The sequence below is a fragment of the Amycolatopsis rubida genome (assembly GCF_900115345.1).
GTDB classification, from domain to species: Bacteria; Actinomycetota; Actinomycetes; order Mycobacteriales; family Pseudonocardiaceae; genus Amycolatopsis; species Amycolatopsis rubida.
This window is the reverse complement of sequence record NZ_FOWC01000013.1, coordinates 76,683-96,181: the sequence shown is the minus strand read 5'-3', so window position 1 is coordinate 96,181 and position 19,499 is coordinate 76,683. Positions and strand designations below refer to the sequence as shown.

Sequence of the window (19,499 nt, the reverse complement as noted above, 5' to 3'; positions counted from 1 at the left end):
TGAAGTATCTATTGCCTACTCACTGATAAGGAACCATTATCACCGGCGTGGAACTCCGCCAGCTTCGCTACTTCGTCGCGGTCGCCGAGGAACGCAGCTTCCGCCGCGCCGCCGAACGGCTGCACCTCGCCCAGCCCGCGCTCAGCCAGCAGATCGCGAAGCTGGAGAAGGAACTGTCCGTGCGGCTGCTCCTGCGGACGACCCGCAGCGTCGAACTGACCGAACCGGGCCGCGTGCTGCTGACCGAAGGTCGCCGTGTGCTCGCGGACAGTCAGCACGCCCTCACCGCGGTCGCCCACGCCGCACGCGGCGAACTCGGGCTGCTGCGAATCGGGTTCGTCAGCTCGGCCGCGCTGGAAATCGTGCCCGCCACCGTGCTGGAGATGCGGCGGCAATGGCCCAATGTCCGATTCGAACTGACCGAATCGACCACTGACGCGCAGATCGCCGCGCTCGGCGACGGCCAGCTCGACGTCGGCATCGCGCGCGAGGTCGGCGACGCCGCCGGACTGACCGTGCACCCGCTGGGCCGCGAACGGCTGATCGTGGCCGTGTCCGAGACGCATCCGCTGGCGGACAAGGAAACCGTCGAGATGGCCGAGCTGGCCGACGAGCCCTTCCTCGCGTTCCCGCGCACGCGCGTCTCGCGGCTGCACGACCACATCGAGACGCTCTGCCTGCGGGCCGGATTCCGGATTCGCGTGGTCCAGGAGGCGGTCCAGTTCCCGACCATGCTCGGCCTCGTCGCCGCCGACACCGGCATCGCGATCGTGCCGAACGCGTTGCGCGCCTTGCAGTTGCCCGGACTGCGCTATCTGGCTCTCGCCGATGCGGGCGCGTTCTCGACCGTCTCGGCGATCTCCCGCACCGACCACGAGAACAACCCGGTCGTCGACCGTTTCCTCAGCGTCGCGCGTGCCGGATGATGACGCGGTGGACTTCGAACCGCACCGCGGCGAACTGACCGCCTACTGCTACCGGATGGCCGGCCCGTTCCACGAGGCCGAGGATCTCGGGCAGGAAACGCTGCTGCGCGCGTGGAAAGCCCGCGACCGGTACGACCCGGCGCGCGCTTCGGTCCGGACCTGGCTGTACCGGATCGCGACGAACGTCTGCCTGACCGCTTTGGAAGGCCGGGCCCGGCGTCCGTTGCCGTCCGGTCTCGGCGCCGCCGGCGACGATCCGGGCGCACCGCTGCGACCGGCGATGGACATCCCGTGGTTGCAGCCCTTCCCCGACGCCGGCACCCGTGCCGGACTGCGGCTTGCGTGGGTCGCCGCGACCCAGGTCCTCCCGGCGCGGCAACGAGCGGTCGTCGTGCGCCGGTCGGTGCTCCAGTTCAGCGCGGCCGAGGTCGCCACGCAGCTGGAGACGACCGTGCCGGCGGTCAACAGCGCGCTGCGACGAGCCCGCGCCGCGCTCGCCGACGCCAGGGAGCCGAACCCGCCGAATCGTCCGGCCATCGACCGATTCCGGGTGGACGTGACCTGTACCCGGAATGCCGGGACTGACGGGCCCCCGCCGGTACACTGTGGAGCGTCAGCGGCCGAAGACGGCTGGGCACGATCAGAGCCGTGGAGCCGGACGAACGATGATTCCCGCATTGCTGGTCCTCTCGACCGCGGTTCTGCTGCGCGCGCTCGCGGCCAAACAGCTCGACCGGTGGAACATCGCCGCACCCGTGCTGATGGTGCTGTGCGGGGTCGCGACCGCGTTGTTCGCGAATCCGGAAAAACTGCTCGACGTCTTCGACACCGAAATCGCCCAGCACGTCGCCGAACTGATTCTCGCGATGCTGCTTTTCGTCGACGCCACCGAGGTCCGCGGCGGACGGTTGTGGGGACACGCGCCCAGCCTGGTCGCGCGAGTGCTGTTCCTCGCGCTGCCGCTGAGCCTCGGGCTGGCGATGCTGGCGGGTTGGGCGTTCTTCCCGGAACTGTCGTGGCCGTTGCTGCTGATCGTCGCGTGCATCGTCGTCCCGAGCGATTTCGCCGCCGCCGAACGCGTCGTGCGGGACAAAACCTTGACGCCGCAAGTGCGCAGTGTGCTGAACGTCGAAAGCGGCTACAACGACGGATTGGTCTCGCCGCTGTTCCTGTTCGCGCTCATTCTCGCGCGCAGCGACAACACCGCGAATACCGCCGCGAAAGCACTCGCGACCGCTTTGCCGTTCGCGATCAAAGCCATTGTCGCCGGGGCCGTCCTCGGCACGGTGATCGGCATCCTGCTGTTCCTCGCCGTCCGTGCCGGCTGGACTTCCGGACAGGGACGACGCATCACCCTCCTCACGACGCCCCTGCTGACCTACGCGGTGACAGTCGCCATCGACGGCAACGGATTCGTCGCCTGTTTCGTCAGCGGGATCGCCTTCCGCTATGTCTACCGCGCCTTCGCCGCACGGCACCTTCGCACCTCGGACAGCGACGCCCGAGAGCACTTCGTCCGGCCGTCGGAGGACCTGCGCCTGCTCGAAGAGGTCACCGGAATCCTGACCATGACGATGTGGTTCGTCGTCGGCGCCGCCGCGGTCGTCGTGGTGTCCTTCGGCATCGCGTGGCAGCCGATCGTGTTCTGCCTCCTCGCGCTGACCGTCCTGCGGATCGTCCCGGTGATGCTGTCGCTGACCCGGACCCGGATGCCGCACCGGGACCGGTTCCTCGTCGGTGCGCTCGGCCCGCGCGGCACGACGTCGGTCGTGTTCGGACTGCTGGCGATCAACGGCCTGACCGGCGAGGAGAGCGACCTCGTCCTGACTCTGACGGTCGTCTGCGTCCTCGGCAGCGTAGCCCTGCACGGACTCGGCTCGACGCCGCTCATCACCCGGCTGATGACTTCGCGGGCACACCGTCGATCCCGGTAGGATGCACGCACAGTCTTACTCCTCCGCGCGGGCGGCCCGCCCGTAGCGTTCCGTGACCGCGGACAGAGCAAGGGTCAAGCACGACGCGCACAGAGGCCCCGTCCATGCCCGCACCCACGCTCGCCGAACCCCGAGCCGGACGGCAGCGTGCGCGTCGTCGCCCGTCATTCCCGCACACGACAAAGAAGCCCAGATCGGACACCGTCGCCGCCTTGCGCGGAGACCGGAGCCAATTGTCTGCCGGGATACTGCCGCGTCCGGACGCCGGCTCCACGGAAAATGCCTGGCTGAACGGAACCGCGGGGATGTTCCGCGTCCGCACCCTCCGCGAAGTCTCCGCCTCGCCGAACTCGCTTTCGCTCTGCTGCGCCTGGGCCACCGCGTGCTCTCGCCCAGCGCCTGCACGCTGGAAACCGAGGTGATGACCAGCTGGAGTGCACTGTGGACGCAACGCCCGGGATGGAAGCGCGGCGCGGTGGAGAACTGTGTCCAATATGGACTCTCCCCGGCCCGCGGCGGTAGTGGGGCGGGCAGCCACGTCGATGTACGAGCTGGTGCCCGGCTATTTCCGGCAAGCCTGCCACCTCAAGGCGGACGCGCTCCTGCGCACCCGCAAGAACTGGTGAACACCCAGGCGGAAGAGAAACCCATGTACCAGAAAACGACACGGCCTCGGCTGCGTGAGCGCCCGGCGGACTGGCGTGAACGTCCTTTTGCTGGCAGCGGGGAACGGCCATGCTGCGGATTCCGCCGAGGGCGCGGAAGCAGGATCAGTAACCGCGATACCCTGAGCCGCGATCTGGGGCTGGGACGACGAAATCCAGCGCGACTACCACGACCGCGCCTTCGCCCCCGGCCAGTGGCAGGTGCTCACACTCGACGGAGCGGACGCCGGTCTGCTCGTGATCGAGTACCGGCCGAACTCGACCCACGCTACCAGGGCCAAGGGATCTGCGGGCGGCTGCTCCGCCAGCTGATCGGCGTCGCGGCGGAGCGGGGACAGCCGCTCGTGCTCGAAGTCCTCGCGGTCACCACGCGCGTTCGCCCTGCGGCACGGATTCCGCGAAACCGGCCGCCGCGAACGGAAAATCCTCCTGGCCCGTGACCCCCGGCCAGGAGGATTGACCACACCGGCCGCTGCGGTCAGCCCGCGTCCGTCACCGTCCCGGTAAGGTCGATGTCCGGGCCGGATTCCGTCATGTGCAGCAAGACATGCTTCACCGGATCAGTCCCGTCGTGCCGCACCGTTGGAATCGTCAGCTCGGCGCTCAGCTTCCCCGCCAAAACCGGTGCCGCCACCGTCACCCCGGTCGCCGACAGCGGCTGCGACTTCTTCGGGTCCACGCCGTGCTGGATCAGCCACTGCGGGTCGACGTCCGAGGTCATCAGTTCCGGCCCGGTCTTCGGCGCTTTCACCTCCGCCGTCACATAGAGGTCCGAATCGGCCACAGCGGACAGGTTGACCGGCCAGGCCAGCGCGCCGCCCTCGACCGCCGACACGTCCGTCTTGCCGACGCTCACCTCCGGCTCCGGGTCGTCGTTCTCGACGTTCACCGCGCCCTCGGCCGCCCCGACGACCGTGCCGCGGGTGGCTTTCACGTCGGCCAGCAGCCGGTACGGCCAGCTCCACCGGGTGTTCCCGACGACCGTCGCGGGCAGGTCGAGCGTGTGCTGTCCCGGCGCGAGCGTGACCGCCTGATACGTCCACTTCGCCGACGTCGGCGAGTCCGGGTCAGTCCGGAAGACGCGCAGCGAACCGCCGCCGTCCCCGGTCACCGTGACCGGGATCTGGTACGTCTTCGACCCGGAATCGCCTTCCTTGACCGTCAGGGCGCCGAGATCGACCCGCGTCAGCGGAGCAGGGGCCGGATCGGGCAGGCCGGGCCGCCACGCGTACGCGTCCAGCAGCCACGCTTCGCTGCCCGCGGTCCGCGGCGTCAGTTCCAGGCTCGCCACCTCCAGGTGCGGCGGCAGCGGAACACGGACTTCCTGTCCCCAGAACGACTTCGTCCGTTCGGTCCCGGCCAAGCCGGTCACCGTGAACGAGCCCAGCTTCGTGCGCTTGCCCCGGGAATCGGCGACCGCGACGTCGAACGAAGCGGCCGGGGCGTTCTCCGGAGCGATGACCCGCATCGCCAGCGTTCGCGCGCCGTCCGCGGAAACCGGGCGGGGCAACCGGATCTGCGCCGGAGCCCCCGCCGAGCGCACATGCACGGCAGTGCGAGTCGGGTCGGGAGCGTCTTCCAGCCCGACGAAATGCGGCGACTTGGACGCGCCGGTATTCGCGAGGCACCGCTGATCCGGACCGACCTGACGGCAGACGTCTCCGCCGCCGGTGACCTCGGTCGACGAATCCGGGATCAGCACCGGCGTCCGCGCACCGCCGAGCGCGTGCGTCAGCACGTGCGCCGGATCGGCCGACGGCGCACGCACGCCGGAGCCGTCCAGCAACGGCTGCACCCGCGGATCGTGCTTCTGGAACAGCTGCGCCGCCGCGGCGACATAGGTCGCGCCGACCGCCCGCTGCTGCGCGTCGGTCAACCGCGCGGGCACGCCGGGCGAGCAATTCGGGTCCGGATCGCGAGAATAGAAATCATCATTGGCCGGAGCCACCGCGACACCCGGAGTCCATTCGGCATTGAAGTAGTTGTGATTCGCGCCCGAGACATAAAGCGCGCTGTGCAACGCCGTGTCCCGGCTGACGCCGCGCGCCCCGTCGATGTATTGCTGTCCTTGGAGATCCGAGACATCGCCGTCGCAGGAGGGCAGGAAGGTGACCGACGGGACGTCCGGCACCGGGTTGAGCCCGAACACCGTCGGCGCGATGAGCACGTCGCCGCGGATCTTCCAGCGGACCGGCCCGGAGAACCCGGTGTCGCCCGGCGGCGGGTAGAGGCTGTCCATCGCCGCGCGGTTCACGCCCTCGCCGCCGCGGGAATGCCCGACCAGCAAGACATTCGACAGGTCTGCTGCCGGGGAATCCCGGACGACCCGCGGAGCGCTCGCCCGGGCGCTGCCGGACCAGTCCGCCCAGTGCGCCAGGTGCAGCCGGACCAGCGACGACCGGGCCTGCGCCCCGCCGTCCTCCGCGGCGTTGTCGAGCGCGTTGATCGCGTTGGCCGAAATGGACACTGTCACGAATCCCTGCGACGCCAGCAATTCCTGGGTCTGCAGATAGCCGCGATAGCTCGGGATCGGCAGCGTCCCGGCGGCACACGGCCAAGCCGTCGAATAGTGGTCCGGATCAGCCGGGTCGTAGCAGGGCTGGTGACGGCCGTGCAGGAACACCACCAGCGGCCGGTTGCCCGGCGCGTGCTTCGGCGCGACGACCACGCCCCGCATCTCGATCGGCCCGTCCAGTCCCGGCAGCCGCACCGGGTCGAGCGAGTACTCGCCCTTGACCGTCGAGAACTGCCCGGGTTTACCGGGATCCACCGCATTGGCGGGCAACTCGGGCAGCGGTGCCGGGGCTGGTTGCTTCGCCGTCGCGCGAGGCGGCTCGGTCAGCGAACGGCCGCCGACGCGCACCTCCAGCCCGCGCAGATCGCTGATCCCGCCGGCCGGCAGCGAGAACGTCCGCAGGTCAGCCCGCGGCTGGGCTCGACCGAGCAGCTTGCCGCCCGACCAGAACTCCACCGCACCGTCGCCGAACAGCGGTTTCGGCGCGGTCCACAGCAGCTGGCCGTCGGCGACGCGCCACTCGGGCGAGGCTGCCGGACCGGCGGCCGGACTCGCCGCCGCGGGCTGTGCCAAGGTGACCGCCAAGACGGCGGCTGCCGCGACAGGGACAAATTTGCGCAGAAGGACCTTCACTGGTTGCTCCCTCCCCGGTGATCTTTCCTTTTTACCGGGAAAGCAGCCCGCCGTGCCAGAACGACGACGAGCGGTCCAGGACCGGATCTCCGCCGGCGACCCGGTCCGCGAACACGAGCACCCGCGCGGTCGCGACCGGTTTGGACGCGCCGTTCCCGGCGAGCGCCTCGCGGATCCGCCGCGGCCGGAAATCCGTGAACTGGCCGTGGATCTGGTGCAGCACGTCCGCATTGGTCTCGAAATGCGGCAGAACGCGCCTTTGGCGAGCGCCGCGGTGTCGACCGGGCTGAACCGAACGGAGCAACGCGGCCCGGCTTACCAGGGACCGGAGCGGCGGAAAGGCGGTGCGCGAATGGCGGTTCTCCGTGCTGCACACCGCCGACCTGGAGCAGTTCCGGGCCGCCGCGGCGCGGTATCTCACCCCGCACCCGCTCTCGCCCGCGGGCCCGGACGACGGGCTGCAGACCGACGTGGCGATGGTCGAACTGGGCCCGGTCACCCTCGTCTGCTGCCGCGATACCGGCTGCCGTTCCAGCGCGCGCCGTTCGACGCGGACGTGCAACTGCCGGCAGCAGTCGCGCACGCCGAAACCCACGCGATCCCGCTCCCGCACGTCGCCGCCTTCACCCTGCCCGCCGCCCGCGGCCCTGACCGAACTCGCCGCGAACACCGGCGCGGCGACCAACCTCGCATCGGGGGTCAGGGAAACCGAGCTGGCGGCGGTCGTCGACGAGGTGCTGGCCAACCCTCGCCCAGTGCACCGCCTGGACCTGGAAGCCTTGCCGCACCAAGCATTCAGGCCCGCATAGCCGTCTCCGCCCATTCCTCGAAGCTGGTCAGCGGGATCCCGAGTTCCCGCGCGAACTCGGGCCGCGCCGGTTGTCCGAGTTCGTTCAGCATCGCGTGCGAAAAGCCCATCGGCGGCATCCCGGCGGCGAGCGCCTCCTCGACGGTCATGTCCGGCACCGGCAACGGCACGCCCAGCACGCGGGACAGAATCGGCGCGATCTCCGCCATCGGCCGGCAGTCGCTCGCCAGCTCCAGTTCGACCCGGTGGAACCGCTCCGGCTCCGCGATCGCCGCGGCGGCCGCCCGGCCGATGTCCCGCGTCGCGACCAGCGACAACCGGGTTTCCGGACGCAAGATCGTCACCAGCCCGCCCTCGATGCCGCGCGGGAAAACGTACTGCGTGGCCGGCAGGAAGTTCTCCATGAAGAACCCCGGCTTGAGCAGCGTCCACCGCCGGAATTCCGCTGCCCGGAGCCGATCCTGGATCGCCGCCTTCGCCTCCATCGCCGGAGCCAGGAACGCCCAGCGTTCCTCGGCCAGTTCCGGCGACCCAGCCCCGCTCACCGAGGTGTGCACGAACTGCGGCACGCCCGCGTCTTTCGCCGCCTCGACGAGGTTCACCGCCTGGGTCACCTCCCCGGCGAAATCCGGTTCGGCCCCGCTCATGTCTGGCATCTGCACGCTGAACACCGCCCGCGCGCCCTTCACTGCCCGCGCCAATGCGTCCCGATCGCGCAGATCCCCGACGACGAGCTCGGCGCCCGCCGCCTCGACCGTCTTCGCCCGTTCCGCCGCCGGATCCCGGACCAACGCCCGGACGGGAACGCCTGCCGCCAGCAACTCGCGCGCCGTCGCGCCACCCTGCCGTCCCGTCGCGCCGACGACCAGTACCGGTGCTTCCTCGCCCATGATTCTCCCTCGGAACACTAAGTGGCGGGGCCCGCCGTTTCGTGTCCGCTACGATACGGCGGGGCCCGCCACTTAGCAAACCCGGAGGTCACGCCATGTCCGGCCAGCAGCGCGCGGACGCGCGGCGCAACTACGCGCGAATTCTCGAGGTGGCCGGGGCGGAGGTCGCCGCGCACGGGGCGAACGCGTCGCTGGAACAGATCGCGCGCACCGCCGGAGTCGGCTCCGCGACCGTGCGACGGCACTTCCCCACACGGCACGCGCTGCTGGAAGCCGTTTCGCAGGACCGGATCGCGCTGCTGGCCGCGCGCGCTCAAGAACTGGCCGGAGAAGCCGACAGCCGCCGAGCCCTCCTGGAATGGCTGGACGACGTGGTCAGCTACTGCGTGACCGCACGCGGCCTCGCGGCCGCCCTGGCGTACGACACGCCGGATCCGGTGCACGGAAACTCCTGCTCGACGACCCTGGAGGAATCCGCAGCGCCGCTAGTGGCCCGCGCCGCCCGCGACGGGGCCGTCTCGCCGGATGTGACGGTCGGCGACCTGATCGCGTTGATCGTCGGCATCACTCTGACGACCGAACGCCATCCGGAACCGGCCGCCGAGGCCAGCCGGCTGTTCCGGATCGCGGTGGCGGGCATCAGCCCGCGGCCGGGTCGAGGCTGACGGCCAGCCGGTCCGCGACAGTGCGCGGCTCGCGCCCGAGAAGCTCCGCCAGCACGGTGCCGGACTCGGCGAAATAACCAGCACGGGAGGCCTGATACCAGGTCAGCATCAGGCGGGTCAGTTGCTCCGGGACGCCGAGCGCGACCTGGTCGGCAACCCACTGTTCGTCGTCCACGACAACACGTTTGACGCTCCGGCCGGTGAGCCTCGAAGCGATCTCGGCGAAATCGTCGAAGGTGACAGCGGCCGGAGCGGCGAGCGTGACGGGGCCGTCGAAGGCGCGGGCGCCAGCGAGGACGAGCGCGGTGGCCTCGGCGATGTCGGCACGATCGGTGTACGGGACGGGCCCGTCTTCCGGCTGAGCGATCTCGCCGGTCCGCTGCCACGGGCCGAGCACCTGGCCGAGCGGGCCGTAGGCGCCGTTGCGCAGTGCGGTCCAGGCAACTCCGGAGCCGGCGAGGATCGCCTCGGTGGCGATGTGGATGTCCGACGGCCGGTACGGGTTGCCGGGTACGGCTCCGTGCTGGCTCGTGTAGACGATCCGCTGGACCCCCGCCGCCACGGCCGCGCCGACAGCGGCTCGGTGCAGGCTGGCCAGGTCGGCAGCCGGGTCGTTGCCGGACACCAGAAGGACCTGCTCGGCACCGGCGAACGAGTCGCGCAGCGCGGCCGGGTCCTCGTAGGAACCCTGCCGCACGCGCACGCCGCGGTCGGCGAAGTGCCGCGCCTTCGCGGGGTCCCGGACGCTGACGCCGATCCGGTCGGCGGGCACGCGCTTGAGGAGGTGCTCGACGGTGGTGCCGCCCAGCCCGCCGGCAGCGCCGGTGACAACGATCATTTCTTCTCCCGGGTCTAAGTTGACCCCACCGGTCAACTTCTCCTCCCCCGACTTTAGGTAAGCTGACCAAGTGAGTCAACTTACGTCGCGGGGCGACAGCGAGAGGAGGAACGAAGTGCCTTCGAAATCCCGGCTGCGCGCCGACGCCAGGCGCAATTCCGAGCAGATCCGCTCCGCCGCGATCGGAGCCTTCCAAGGCCGCGGCCTGACGGTCCCCCTGGAGGAGGTCGCGCGAGCGGCGGGAGTCAGCAAGGCCACGATCTTCAACCGGTTCGGCGGCCGGATCGGTCTCATCGAGGCTGTCATCGAAGAGGTCGTCGCGACGGAACTGTTCGCCGTCATCGACCGTATGCGGACCATCGACGACCCCGGCGAGCAGATCACTTACTACCTCACCGCGCTGCGCGACCTCCAATACCGCCAGCCCGCCGTCAACGACGTCCTGCTGCGGATCTATCCGCACTCGCCGCAGCTGATGGAGATCTGCCGCGTCGGGAGCGCGGCGAACGACGAACTCGTCGCGGCCGCGCGGGCCGCAGGCGTGGTGCGGCCGGAGTTCACCGCAGGCGACCTCCACGCGCTCGTCGCCGACAACGCCCTCGCCCTCAAACACGGCGAACGTCCTGCCCGGGACGCCTACGACCGTCGCACCGCTTACCTGCTGGACGGCATCCGCCGGTAACTGCCCGCGGAAAACCTAGCGCCGCCCCGCCACCGCGTCCACCCCGGCAAGCAGCAACTCCAGCCCGAACTGGAACCGCTCCTCGAAATCGAGCATGGATTCCACCGGCCCTGCCTCCAGGTGCACGTACTTCCGCGCCCCCAGCACGCTCTTCAGCACCTCGACCTCGTCCCCGGTCGCGCCCTGTTCCTCAAGCGCTTCGCCGAGCACGTAGCAAAAAACCGCACTCGTCGCCCAGATCGCCCGCTTCCGCGGCAACCCCGACCCCAGCAGGCCGCCGAGCAGACTGTCCACAAAGGTCAGATTGCTGCGCTTCGCCGCGTAGTTCCCGCCGACGATCCGCGCCCCGTCCCGGTGCGCGAGCAGGGCCGTGCGCAAGCCCGCGGCCATGCTCCGCACGCGAGTTTTCCAGTCGCCGCCCGGCGCGGGCAACTCCGAGACAGCTCCGGCGAGGATCGCCTCGGCCATCTCGTCGATCAGCGCGTCCTTGCCGTCGAACAGGCGGTAGATCGCGGGCAGGTGCAGCCCCATCCGGTCGGCCAGCTGGCGCATGGTGAGCGCTTCCAGCCCGCCCGCGTCGACCAGGTCCAGCGCCTCGGCCACCGCCCGCTCGGCGCGCGTCGCGGCGATTCCCGCCCGTTTCGTGTCGGTTGACATGTTAACGATGTTACCAATATCCTCGGCGAGGCAGCAAGTAACATCGTTAACAAAAGGAGGGACCGATGCCCCCGAATGCCGGAACCGCCGGGCAGCTGGACGTCTTCGTCCGGCAGCTGCGCTGGGAAGCCGACGGCGTCGTCTCGCTTGACCTGGCGGCTGCCACCGGGAAACCGCTGCCGAGCTGGGAGCCCGGCGCGCACATCGACCTCGTGCTGCCGAACGGCGTCGAGCGGCAGTACTCGCTCTGCGGTCCGCCCGGCGAACGCGCGTACTACCGGATCGGCGTCCGCCGGGAACGCACGAGCCGCGGCGGCTCGGAATACGTGCACGCATTTCTCCGGCCCGGCCAGCGCGTCGCGATCAAAGGCCCGCGGAACAATTTCGGCTTCCACCCCGCCGCGTCGTACGTCTTCGTGGCGGGCGGCATCGGCATCACCCCGATCCTGCCGATGGTCCGCACCGCGGCCGCCCAGTGCGCCGACTGGCAGCTGTACTTCGGCGGCCGCACCAGCACGTCGATGCCGTTCCTCGACGAACTCCGCGGCTACGGCGGCCGCGTGCACTGCCACCCGTCGGACACCATCGGCCGGATTTCGTTGTCCGCGCTGGATAAGCCCGTCGAAGCGGGCGCGAAGGTCTACGCGTGCGGACCGGCTTCCCTGCTGTCCGATTTGGACACCGCGGCGGCGAGCTGGCCCGCGGAAGCACTGCGCCTGGAACGCTTCAAAGCCCCGCAGGCTCCTCCCGCGGAAAACCAGCCGATCGAGGTCGAATGCGCGGCCTCGAAGAAAACCGTGTCCGTCGGCGCCGGCGAAAGCATCGTCAGCGCACTCGAAAAGGCCGGCATCCGCCCGGCGACCTCGTGCCGGTCCGGAATCTGCGGTTCGTGCGAGACCAAGGTGCTCGACGGCGTCCCCGACCACCGCGACGGCATCCTTTCCCCGAGCGAACAAGCGGCAGGCGACCGGATGTTCGTCTGCGTGTCCCGTGCCCGCACCCCACGCCTCGTCCTCGACCTGTGACGGGAGAGAGCATGCCCACCGCGGCCGACGCCTACACCCCGATCACCATGGCGCGCATCCGGGAGATCATCGGTTTCCCGGACCAGTTCATCGCCGAGAAAAAAGAGCCGCAGCTCGGCGAATTCGCCATGCGGTTCATCGCGCACAGCCCGTTCTTCTGCGCCGCCACCTCCGGCGCGGACGGCCTGATGGACGTCAGCCCGAAAGGCGACCCGCCCGGTTCGGTGCGGATCCTCGACCCGTGGACGCTCGCCATCCCCGACCGTCCCGGCAACAAACTCGCCGACACCTTCGAGAACGTCACCGCCACCTCGTCGATCGGGCTCGTCTTCTTCGTGCCCGGCCTGCGCGAGGTGATCCGGGTCAACGGCGACGCCTTCGTCACCGACGACCCGGAACTGCTGAGCATGCTCAGCGCGGACAGCAAACCCGCGGTGCTCGCGACGGTCGTCCGCGTGCGCGAAGTGTTCGGGCAGTGCGGAAAAGCCGTCATCCGGGCGAAACTGTGGGAGGGCGACACGCGCGGACTCGCCGAAGCGGCGACCCTCGGCGGCGACTTCTACACGCTCTCCATCGCCGAACAGGCGCAGAAGATCAACAACAGCCTCGGCGACCTCGTCAACGGCGGCCTGTACGACGTGGTCGACGAAAACTACCGGACCGAACTGTTCTAGAAACTCCGTTGCTCCCGCCGCGAAGCCCTGCCTAGTATCCGTTTCGTGCGATCCCGACCGGCCTTCCCCACCGACCACACCATCGCCCGCGCACTCGCCGAGCATTGGCAGCCCGTCACCGAGATCGCCTACCTTCCTTGGGGTTTCGGCGCGCACCACTGGCGCGCCGACTCCCTGTTCGTCACGCTGGACCAGCTCGAACCCCGGCACACCGCGGCGTCGCTGGAAAGCACCTACGCGAGCGCCGCCGAACTGGCCGCCGCCGGGCTGGCGTTCGTCTGCGCCCCGATGCCGACGCGGTCCGGCCGCTTCACCGTCGGCACCGGAGCCGGCGCGCTCAGCGTCACCCCGATGCTGGACGGCCGCAGCCCCGCGGAAGACGAGGTCGACAAACCGGCAATCCTCGCCGCGCTCGACGCCCTGCACCGCACCCCGCCGCCCGCCGGACTGCGCGCGTGGGCACCGCAGGTCGGCCCGGGCTTCGCCGCCGAACTGCGGGCCCGCACCGCCGAACCCTGGCCGTCCGGCCCGCTGGCCGAAGAAGCCCGCACCGCCCTCGCTTCCCGCGGCGACGCGATCGACCGCTGGAACGACCGCTACCTCGAACTGGCCGCTTCAGCCGCCTCCCGGCGCGGCTCCTGGGTCCCCACCCACGGCGAACCCCACAACGACAACCAGGTCGTCACGCCCGACGGCCTGCGCCTGGTCGACTGGGAAACCCTCGCCGTCGCCCCGCGCGAACGCGACTACGCCGACCTGCCCGGCGCTCCGGGTCTGGACCCGGAAATGACCGAACTGTTCGCCCTCGACTGGCGGCTTTCCGAACTGCGCGAGTACGCGGACTGGTTTTCCGCGCCGCACACCGGGAATGAGGACGACGTCATCGCACTGGAAGGCCTGCGCGAGGAACTGGGGCTTGCCTGACCGACGTCCCGGCTGGCGGCGGGGCTGCGAAAACTCCCCCGCGTGCCCAATTTGCTGACCGCGGAAGCGCCTGCCCGGCCCGGCGAGCGAGGGCCCCTCAGCGCGCCCAGGTCAGCTGACGCGAGTCGCGGCATCCGGCTGCCGCAACCCCGGGCGTCGCCCCAGCGCCCGCCGTCGAGGCGACCGGCGGCGGCCAGCCGGTCAAGCTGGCCAGGCGGAGAAAACCTGCGGCCGTCCCCGCCGGTCTCCCGCTGTCCGCGAACAGGCAGATCTGCCGCGTGAGCGTCCGTTCGCAGCGCACAATCGGGCGACGCGGGATGGCCCCGAACCCGTTCGCCGCCTGGGTCGCCAGTTCTTCCGGATCGCCGGTCGCAGTGCGCGACGGGATCGGCCAGCGGAAGGTCCGCGTCAGGCGGATCCGATCGGCTGCCGAGCGGGCAGGTGCGCCATTCGTCCGTCGCAGTCAAAAACGTCCCAGCGGGACGGCTAAGCATGCAGTAATTCGGGCACGAAAATATCCTCCGCCTTCATCAGCCTCTTCGACAATCCCTGCTCGAAGTGCCACCGCAAGAACGCCTCCAGCGACAGCCGGTTCTTCTCAATCCCGTACGGCCACCAATCCTCCCCGAACAGCCGGCGGTTCTCGTCGTACAACGCACTGAACCACGGCAGCATCCCAGCCTCGCCCATATGATTGAAAACGCGGCCACGCCGGTAATCCGCCATCGCGACTTCCTTCGCTTCGACAAACCCCCGATACAACCGCTCCGCCAACCCTGGCTGCTCCGCCAGCAGATCCCGCCGGACGACCACCGTGTGCATGATCGGCCGGATCCCGGTGCGCCGGTAATACTCGCGCTCCACATTCAGATAATCCGGGAACAGCTGCGCCACCTCCGGCGAATCCTCTCGAATGCCGCGCGGCGGATCCGCGGAGACAAAGGCGTCGATCTCCCCGCTCTCCAGCATCGGCCCGAGCGCTTTCCCCGCCGGAGCCTGCCGCACCCGCACCTGCGCGGGATGCAGGCGCGGAACGAAATCGAACCACTCCATCGGCCAGTCGAATCCGCCGATCACCCACCGGCTTTGTTCCGGTCGCACGCCGTATTCGTCGGACAGCATGCCTTTCGCGACCACGCCCGCGTCGTGCCCGTAGGTCGCGAACTCGCCGATCGTCTTGCCGATCAGGTCGCGCGGCGCCCGGATGCCGCTGCGGGCGTTGACGTAGATCGCCGAATGCCGGAACTGCCGGTTCGGGAACACCGGCAGCGCGACGAACGGCGGATCCGGCAGATCCAGGGTGCGCAGGTAGAACGTAAGCCCCAGTTCGGCGACAGCGAACTCCCTGCCCCGCACCATCCGCTCGAACAGGTCCGAGACGATGCCGGCGGTATGCAGGGTCGCGTCGACGCCCTCGAAGCGGACGCGGCCGTCGAACAGCGGGCGGGTGTTGTCGTAGCGGTACAGGCCGAAGTCCAGCCGCAGGTCAGTCATCCCGTTCCCCTCTCCGTCCCGGACAATACTAAACGCGTTTACTATCTGCGGGCAACCGCTACGATGCCTCCCGATGGACAAGGACGCGCTCGCCGAACTCTTCGCCACCGTCTCGCTCGGCGCCCCCGAGAACGCGGTGGGGTTCGTCATGTGGCGCGTCGTGCACCGCTACGTCCGCGAGGTCGACCAAGCCCTCGCCCCGCTCGATCTGACACATCTGCAGTTCCAGACACTCGCGCTCGCCGGCTGGCTCAACCGCACCGGCGGGCCGGTGACCCAATCCGGTCTCGCGGCGTCCGGCGACATCCACCCGATGCAGGTGTCGCAGATCCTGAAAACACTGGAACGCAAGGGATTCGTCGCCCGCGCGCGCAGTGCCGAGGACGTCCGCGCCAAACGCGTCGAGGTCACCGATTCCGGCGGAGCCGCCCTGCGCGCCGCGCTGCCGCTCCTGATCGAGGTGCAGCACCGGATCTTCGGCGACGAGGGCCTGCCGGGCGGAAGCCTGCTGAATACTCTGCTGCGCCTGGACAATTCCTGACCAGGCCACTTGCCGCGCTGCTACGGTGGAAACGCACCTGTCTCGGGGAGGGACGATGCTGGGAGCTTTCACCGACCGCAAAGCACAAGAACGCTACTTCGCCGTCTACGCGGAGGTCCTGCGAAAGTGGCCGGTCCCGGCCGAGGAACTGGACATCCCCACGAAGTTCGGCCCCACGCGCGTCCGGCGCAGCGGCCCTGAACACGGCAGCCCGATCGTGCTGCTGCACGGCGTCATGGGCTCGTCGTTGTCCTGGTACCCGCACCTCGCCGAACTGGCCGCGCACCACCCGGTCTACGCCGTCGACTCGATCGGCGAACCGGGCCACTCGGTCGAGACCGCCTCCGCGAGCACCGACGACGACCTCGCCGAATGGCTCTCCGAAGTCCTCGCCGCTCTCGGCCAGGAGAAGGCCTACCTGGCCGGGGTTTCGCGCGGCGGGTACCTGGCACTGAACCTCGCGACCCGCTCCGCCGACCGGATCGCGGGCGTCATCGGCCTGGAACCGGCCGGATTCGCGGAGATCAACGTCCCGAAGTTCCTCCTCTGGAGCCTCCGGGAGATCTGCCTGTGGCTGCTGCCCTCCGCGATCCAGCGCCGGATCGTCGCCGGCGACCCGGCTGTGCGGCGCACCTTGCGGCCCCTGCTGTTCGCCAGCATGAAATACCAGGCGCGCCTGCCGCCGCAGCACGTCTTCACCGACGACGACCTCCGCGCGATCGAAGTCCCCGTTTGCCTGGTCCTCGGCGAACGCAGCCACATCCACCGCGCACGCGAAGTCGCCGCGCGGGTCGCGAAGCTGAATCCCCGTATCAGCACGGAAATCGTGCCGAAAACCTCGCACGCGCTAACGCTTCAGCAGCCCGACCTCATCACCACACTCGTTCTCGATTTCGTCGAAGCAGACCCGGCCTGACGTCAGACCTGCCGCGCCGTCGCCATCGCCCGCTCCGTTTCCCAGAACGCCCGCATCGAAACGACCAGCCCGTCCTCGTTGACCCGGTACACGAACACCCCGTCGGTGTCGACCCGGTAGCCGCCGGGCAGGTACGTCGTGATGGTGCCGACGTTCGCGACCTCCGAACCCGCCGCGTGCGAATCGCGGATCACGAACTCGAACTTCTCGACGTTGCCGATCGTCTTGTCCCAGAACGCGGAAAGACCGGCACGGCCGTGGTGGCCCTTGCCCTCCTCGTCGAACATCGACGGGCCCACCGGGTCCTCGACGACCGCGTCCGGGGCGAACAGCGCGAGCCAGCCGTCCTTGTCCCCCGCGGTCGCCGCCGTCATCGACTTGAACGCCGCTTCCCGCGCGGGCGGCTGCTTCGCCGCGGGGTCCCAGCAGACCTCGACTCCCATGTCACTCCTCGATTTTCGCGATGATCTCGTCGCCGAACCTGCGGATCGCATCGACCTTCGGGCCGAGTTCCGCGTCGAATCCGTGCCCCTCGAACACCCACGGCATGGTGATCGCGTCGGTGACGCCCGCCTCGGCCTGTTCGCGGAACCCGTCGAGGCCGAACCGGTCGACGCACACCGCCTGGAACTCGAACGGGTCGTCGGCGCGCCCGCGCTCGGCGAGCAGGTCCTTGAGCTTGCCGATGGTCTCGCGCAGCTGGTCGAGCGTCATCATCGCGGACGACCAGCCGTCCGCCACGCGCGCGGCCCGGCGCAGCGCGACGTCGGTGTGCCCGCCGATGTAGAACGGCACGCGCGACGGCGGCGCCGGGCTCATCTTGAGCTTGTCGAAGTCGAAGAACTCGCCGTGGAACTCGACCATGTCGCCGCTGAGGATCAGCCGCAGCACCTCGATGGCCTCGTCGAACCGTTTGCCGCGCCGCTGATACGGCGCGCCGCACCATTCGAATTCCTCCGGCGACCAGCCGATCCCCAGCCCGAGGCCGAACCGCCCGCCGGTCAGCGCGGCGACCGAGTTGACCTGCCGGGCGAGCAGCACCGGATTGCGCGAGCCGAGTTTCAGCACCGACGTGTAGAACTGGATCCGCTCGGTCACCGCGCCCATCGAGGCGGTCGCGACCAGCGGATCGGCCCAGGGCGTGTTCTCGTCCCAGAACCGGCTGCCGTCGGGGGTGTAGGGATAGTCGGCGGACACTTTCTCGGAATAGAAGAGCGAATCGGGCAGCACGATCGAGGAGAACCCGGCCTCCTCGGCGGCGCGGGCCAGCCCGGTCAGCTGGTCGAGCGGGCTCATCGCGATCGACAAGGAGAATTTCATGCCGCGGACTATAACGTGTTCTAGTTTTATCGGCCACCGCTCGATCGGAGGCGCCGCCGGGAACTCTCCGCGCACAGTCCGCGTTGTCCGTTTCAGAGACGGCTGCCCGGCCGTCGCGCAGATCGAGACACGGAGTGACCCATGGGCACCGCGATCCTCCTGATCGTGCTGGTCGTCGTCATCGTCGGAGGCGGGTTGTACCTGTCCAGGAAGCAGGCCGCGACCAGGCAGAGCCAGCTCGACGACGCGAAGGCCGACGCGCGCCGCCTCGTCGAACGCCTCGGCGGCCAGGTCCTCAGCATCACCGGCACGGACACCGCCTCCCAGCAGGCGATGGCCGACGCGAGCGAGCGCTACAACGCCGCCGGTTCGCAGCTGGAGCAGGCCAAGACGGTCGAACAGGCCCGGCTGGTGAAGGAAACCGCCGTCGAGGGCCTGTACTACGTGCGCGCCGCGCGCGTGGCGATGGGCATGGACCCCGGCCCGGCACTGCCGGACGAGGCCGAACGCGAACGCGCGGGCAAGGTCACCGAACACCGCGAGGTGGACGTCGAAGGCCAGCGCTACGCCGCCTCGCCCGACCCCGGCCAGGACACGCCGTACTACTACCCCGGCGGCCGCGTCGCGGGACGCCCGGTGCCGCAAGGCTGGTACAGCGAGCCGTGGTGGAAGCCCGCGCTCGTGGCGGGCGCGTGGGGCCTCGGCTCGATGTTCCTGTTCAGCGCCATGTTCTCCGGCATGGGCGGCATCGCCAGCGCCTCGGCCTGGGAATCCGGCTACGACGCGGGCCAGGCGGACGCCTTGGACACCGGCGGCATGGACGGAGCGGACGGCGGCTTCGACGGCGGAGGCTTTGACGGCGGCGGGTTCGACGGAAGCCAGGACTTCGGCGGCGGTTTCGACGGCGGAGGCTTCGATGGCGGAGGGTTCGACGGCGGCGGCTTCGACTTCTGACCGGCGACCCCCCGGTGAAGGCCCCGTGGCAGGCTTGCCGCGGGGCCTTCGTCCTGCCCTCTCGCGGACGAGCCTCGGCTGCCGCGTACTAGACCGGACGGATGTGCTCTCGACCGGACCTTCGCCCGTGAGGGCCGCAGTGCCGACGGCGTGCGGGGCCCTTCCAACCGCCGGGCCCGGTCCGGCGCTGTGGAAGTCCGTGGAGGGCTCTTGAGGGAATTAGGTTCCTTCAAAGAGCCCTTCACGGACTTCTGCGGGGCTCATCGCGGGCCCAGCCAGTGCTGCGCATCGCCGCGGTGCCCCGGACGAAAGCTACTGAGCGACCCAATGAGGTTTCGTGCGCGGCCGCAGGACTCTCTCCGCTCCCCCGCTGAGGTCCGTGAGGGAAACCCTGAGGGAATCAGAGTCCATGAGGGTGGCCCTCACGAACGTCCGCAC

General features: G+C 69.7%; 20 protein-coding genes and 1 pseudogene. 13 read left to right on the top strand and 8 right to left on the bottom strand.

All coding sequences use genetic code 11. The annotated features are described in order from the left end of the window. Positions 1-47: 47 nt before the first annotated feature. From BM362_RS35540 to BM362_RS50110, 4 genes and pseudogenes are all read left to right on the top strand, one after another. Positions 48-926, top strand: coding sequence for a LysR family transcriptional regulator (locus BM362_RS35540; protein WP_067584690.1), 879 nt, complete (start codon positions 48-50; stop codon positions 924-926). Beyond that, a pseudogene (locus BM362_RS35535) lies at positions 829-1,413 on the top strand (sigma-70 family RNA polymerase sigma factor); the annotation flags it as partial. The gene BM362_RS35540 and the pseudogene BM362_RS35535, both read left to right, overlap by 98 nt. Before the next feature lie 178 nt (positions 1,414-1,591). Then, on the top strand, positions 1,592-2,860 hold the full coding sequence (locus BM362_RS35530; protein WP_093576131.1) for a cation:proton antiporter domain-containing protein: 1,269 nt from the start codon (positions 1,592-1,594) through the stop codon (positions 2,858-2,860). Between the two features lie 494 nt (positions 2,861-3,354). Further along, positions 3,355-3,486 (top strand): hypothetical protein, encoded by a 132-nt coding sequence (locus tag BM362_RS50110; protein ID WP_255366180.1) that lies wholly within the window; start codon positions 3,355-3,357, stop codon positions 3,484-3,486. Positions 3,487-4,003: 517 nt separating this feature from the next. Here BM362_RS50110 and BM362_RS35525 read toward each other — a convergent pair. Further along, complete coding sequence (locus BM362_RS35525) at positions 4,004-6,673, bottom strand: alpha/beta hydrolase (protein ID WP_093576130.1); 2,670 nt, start codon at positions 6,671-6,673, stop codon at positions 4,004-4,006. Between the two features lie 31 nt (positions 6,674-6,704). Further along, complete coding sequence (locus BM362_RS35520; protein WP_093576129.1) at positions 6,705-6,896, bottom strand: hypothetical protein; 192 nt, start codon at positions 6,894-6,896, stop codon at positions 6,705-6,707. 121 nt (positions 6,897-7,017) lie between these two features. On the opposite strand from BM362_RS35520, the gene BM362_RS35515 reads away from it, so the two are divergent. Beyond that, a complete protein-coding gene (locus tag BM362_RS35515; RefSeq protein WP_093576128.1) occupies positions 7,018-7,482 on the top strand; it encodes a hypothetical protein in 465 nt (154 codons plus the stop codon). Here BM362_RS35515 and BM362_RS35510 read toward each other — a convergent pair. After that, complete coding sequence (locus tag BM362_RS35510) at positions 7,469-8,371, bottom strand: NmrA/HSCARG family protein (protein WP_093576127.1); 903 nt, start codon at positions 8,369-8,371, stop codon at positions 7,469-7,471. The genes BM362_RS35515 and BM362_RS35510 overlap by 14 nt on opposite strands. A 95-nt stretch (positions 8,372-8,466) precedes the next feature. Between BM362_RS35510 and BM362_RS35505 the strand changes: the two genes are divergently transcribed. Next, a complete protein-coding gene (locus BM362_RS35505; protein WP_067584670.1) occupies positions 8,467-9,036 on the top strand; it encodes a TetR/AcrR family transcriptional regulator in 570 nt (189 codons plus the stop codon). On the opposite strand, the gene BM362_RS35500 is transcribed toward BM362_RS35505, so the two are convergent. Further along, positions 9,011-9,874 carry an NmrA family NAD(P)-binding protein gene (locus BM362_RS35500; protein ID WP_093576126.1) on the bottom strand — a complete coding sequence of 288 codons (864 nt, stop codon included), beginning with the start codon at positions 9,872-9,874 and terminating at the stop codon, positions 9,011-9,013. The two genes, BM362_RS35505 and BM362_RS35500, sit on opposite strands and share 26 nt — an antisense overlap. 115 nt (positions 9,875-9,989) lie before the next feature. Here BM362_RS35500 and BM362_RS35495 point away from each other — a divergent pair, with 115 nt between their 5' ends. Continuing rightward, positions 9,990-10,556, top strand: a complete 567-nt coding sequence (locus tag BM362_RS35495; protein ID WP_093576125.1) for a TetR/AcrR family transcriptional regulator — start codon at positions 9,990-9,992, stop codon at positions 10,554-10,556. Between the two features lie 15 nt (positions 10,557-10,571). Here BM362_RS35495 and BM362_RS35490 read toward each other — a convergent pair whose 3' ends face one another. Next, positions 10,572-11,213 carry a TetR/AcrR family transcriptional regulator C-terminal domain-containing protein gene (locus BM362_RS35490; protein ID WP_093576124.1) on the bottom strand — a complete coding sequence of 214 codons (642 nt, stop codon included), beginning with the start codon at positions 11,211-11,213 and terminating at the stop codon, positions 10,572-10,574. Positions 11,214-11,278: 65 nt separating this feature from the next. Here BM362_RS35490 and BM362_RS35485 point away from each other — a divergent pair, with 65 nt between their 5' ends. The 3 genes from BM362_RS35485 to BM362_RS35475 are packed head-to-tail and all read left to right on the top strand — an operon-like array spanning position 11,279 to position 13,836. Then, positions 11,279-12,238, top strand: a complete 960-nt coding sequence (locus BM362_RS35485; RefSeq protein WP_093576123.1) for a PDR/VanB family oxidoreductase — start codon at positions 11,279-11,281, stop codon at positions 12,236-12,238. Between the two features lie 11 nt (positions 12,239-12,249). Further along, on the top strand, positions 12,250-12,912 hold the full coding sequence (locus BM362_RS35480; protein WP_067584653.1) for an MSMEG_1061 family FMN-dependent PPOX-type flavoprotein: 663 nt from the start codon (positions 12,250-12,252) through the stop codon (positions 12,910-12,912). A gap of 45 nt (positions 12,913-12,957) precedes the next feature. Continuing rightward, positions 12,958-13,836 (top strand): phosphotransferase family protein, encoded by an 879-nt coding sequence (locus BM362_RS35475; protein WP_093576122.1) that lies wholly within the window; start codon positions 12,958-12,960, stop codon positions 13,834-13,836. Between the two features lie 486 nt (positions 13,837-14,322). Here the strand turns inward: BM362_RS35475 and BM362_RS35470 are convergent, their stop codons facing one another. After that, positions 14,323-15,330: a 4,5-dihydroxyphthalate decarboxylase gene (locus tag BM362_RS35470; protein ID WP_167545563.1), complete on the bottom strand. Its 1,008-nt coding sequence runs from the start codon at positions 15,328-15,330 to the stop codon at positions 14,323-14,325. A gap of 73 nt (positions 15,331-15,403) precedes the next feature. On the opposite strand from BM362_RS35470, the gene BM362_RS35465 reads away from it, so the two are divergent. Both BM362_RS35465 and BM362_RS35460 read left to right on the top strand, forming a co-directional pair. Further along, positions 15,404-15,871 (top strand): MarR family winged helix-turn-helix transcriptional regulator, encoded by a 468-nt coding sequence (locus BM362_RS35465; RefSeq protein WP_067584643.1) that lies wholly within the window; start codon positions 15,404-15,406, stop codon positions 15,869-15,871. A 55-nt stretch (positions 15,872-15,926) separates the two neighbouring features. Next, positions 15,927-16,787 carry an alpha/beta fold hydrolase gene (locus tag BM362_RS35460; protein ID WP_067584639.1) on the top strand — a complete coding sequence of 287 codons (861 nt, stop codon included), beginning with the start codon at positions 15,927-15,929 and terminating at the stop codon, positions 16,785-16,787. Between the two features lie 2 nt (positions 16,788-16,789). On the opposite strand, the gene BM362_RS35455 is transcribed toward BM362_RS35460, so the two are convergent. Together BM362_RS35455 and BM362_RS35450 are read right to left on the bottom strand one after the other, a co-directional pair. After that, positions 16,790-17,230, bottom strand: a complete 441-nt coding sequence (locus tag BM362_RS35455) for a nuclear transport factor 2 family protein (protein ID WP_067584636.1) — start codon at positions 17,228-17,230, stop codon at positions 16,790-16,792. A gap of 1 nt (position 17,231) precedes the next feature. Then, on the bottom strand, positions 17,232-18,107 hold the full coding sequence (locus tag BM362_RS35450) for a TIGR03619 family F420-dependent LLM class oxidoreductase (protein ID WP_093576121.1): 876 nt from the start codon (positions 18,105-18,107) through the stop codon (positions 17,232-17,234). Between the two features lie 141 nt (positions 18,108-18,248). Here BM362_RS35450 and BM362_RS35445 point away from each other — a divergent pair, with 141 nt between their 5' ends. Then, entirely contained in the window at positions 18,249-19,061 is an 813-nt protein-coding gene (locus BM362_RS35445; RefSeq protein WP_067584629.1) for a hypothetical protein, read from the top strand. The last annotated feature ends 438 nt before the right edge of the window (positions 19,062-19,499 follow it).

Excerpts from the sequence above, each read along its gene's own strand:
- BM362_RS35500 (WP_093576126.1), bottom strand. The coding sequence starts at position 9,874 with ATGATCGTTGTCACCGGCGCTGCCGGCGGGCTGGGCGGCACCACCGTC.
- BM362_RS35470 (WP_167545563.1), bottom strand. The coding sequence starts at position 15,330 with ATGACTGACCTGCGGCTGGACTTCGGCCTGTACCGCTACGACAACACC.
- BM362_RS35445 (WP_067584629.1), top strand. The coding sequence starts at position 18,249 with ATGGGCACCGCGATCCTCCTGATCGTGCTGGTCGTCGTCATCGTCGGA.
- BM362_RS35510 (WP_093576127.1), bottom strand. The coding sequence starts at position 8,371 with ATGGGCGAGGAAGCACCGGTACTGGTCGTCGGCGCGACGGGACGGCAG.
- BM362_RS35530 (WP_093576131.1), top strand. The coding sequence starts at position 1,592 with ATGATTCCCGCATTGCTGGTCCTCTCGACCGCGGTTCTGCTGCGCGCG.
- BM362_RS50110 (WP_255366180.1), top strand. The coding sequence starts at position 3,355 with ATGGACTCTCCCCGGCCCGCGGCGGTAGTGGGGCGGGCAGCCACGTCG.
- BM362_RS35480 (WP_067584653.1), top strand. The coding sequence starts at position 12,250 with ATGCCCACCGCGGCCGACGCCTACACCCCGATCACCATGGCGCGCATC.
- BM362_RS35465 (WP_067584643.1), top strand. The coding sequence starts at position 15,404 with ATGGACAAGGACGCGCTCGCCGAACTCTTCGCCACCGTCTCGCTCGGC.
- BM362_RS35460 (WP_067584639.1), top strand. The coding sequence starts at position 15,927 with ATGCTGGGAGCTTTCACCGACCGCAAAGCACAAGAACGCTACTTCGCC.
- BM362_RS35505 (WP_067584670.1), top strand. The coding sequence starts at position 8,467 with ATGTCCGGCCAGCAGCGCGCGGACGCGCGGCGCAACTACGCGCGAATT.
- BM362_RS35455 (WP_067584636.1), bottom strand. The coding sequence starts at position 17,230 with ATGGGAGTCGAGGTCTGCTGGGACCCCGCGGCGAAGCAGCCGCCCGCG.
- BM362_RS35485 (WP_093576123.1), top strand. The coding sequence starts at position 11,279 with ATGCCCCCGAATGCCGGAACCGCCGGGCAGCTGGACGTCTTCGTCCGG.
- BM362_RS35450 (WP_093576121.1), bottom strand. The coding sequence starts at position 18,107 with ATGAAATTCTCCTTGTCGATCGCGATGAGCCCGCTCGACCAGCTGACC.
- BM362_RS35490 (WP_093576124.1), bottom strand. The coding sequence starts at position 11,213 with ATGTCAACCGACACGAAACGGGCGGGAATCGCCGCGACGCGCGCCGAG.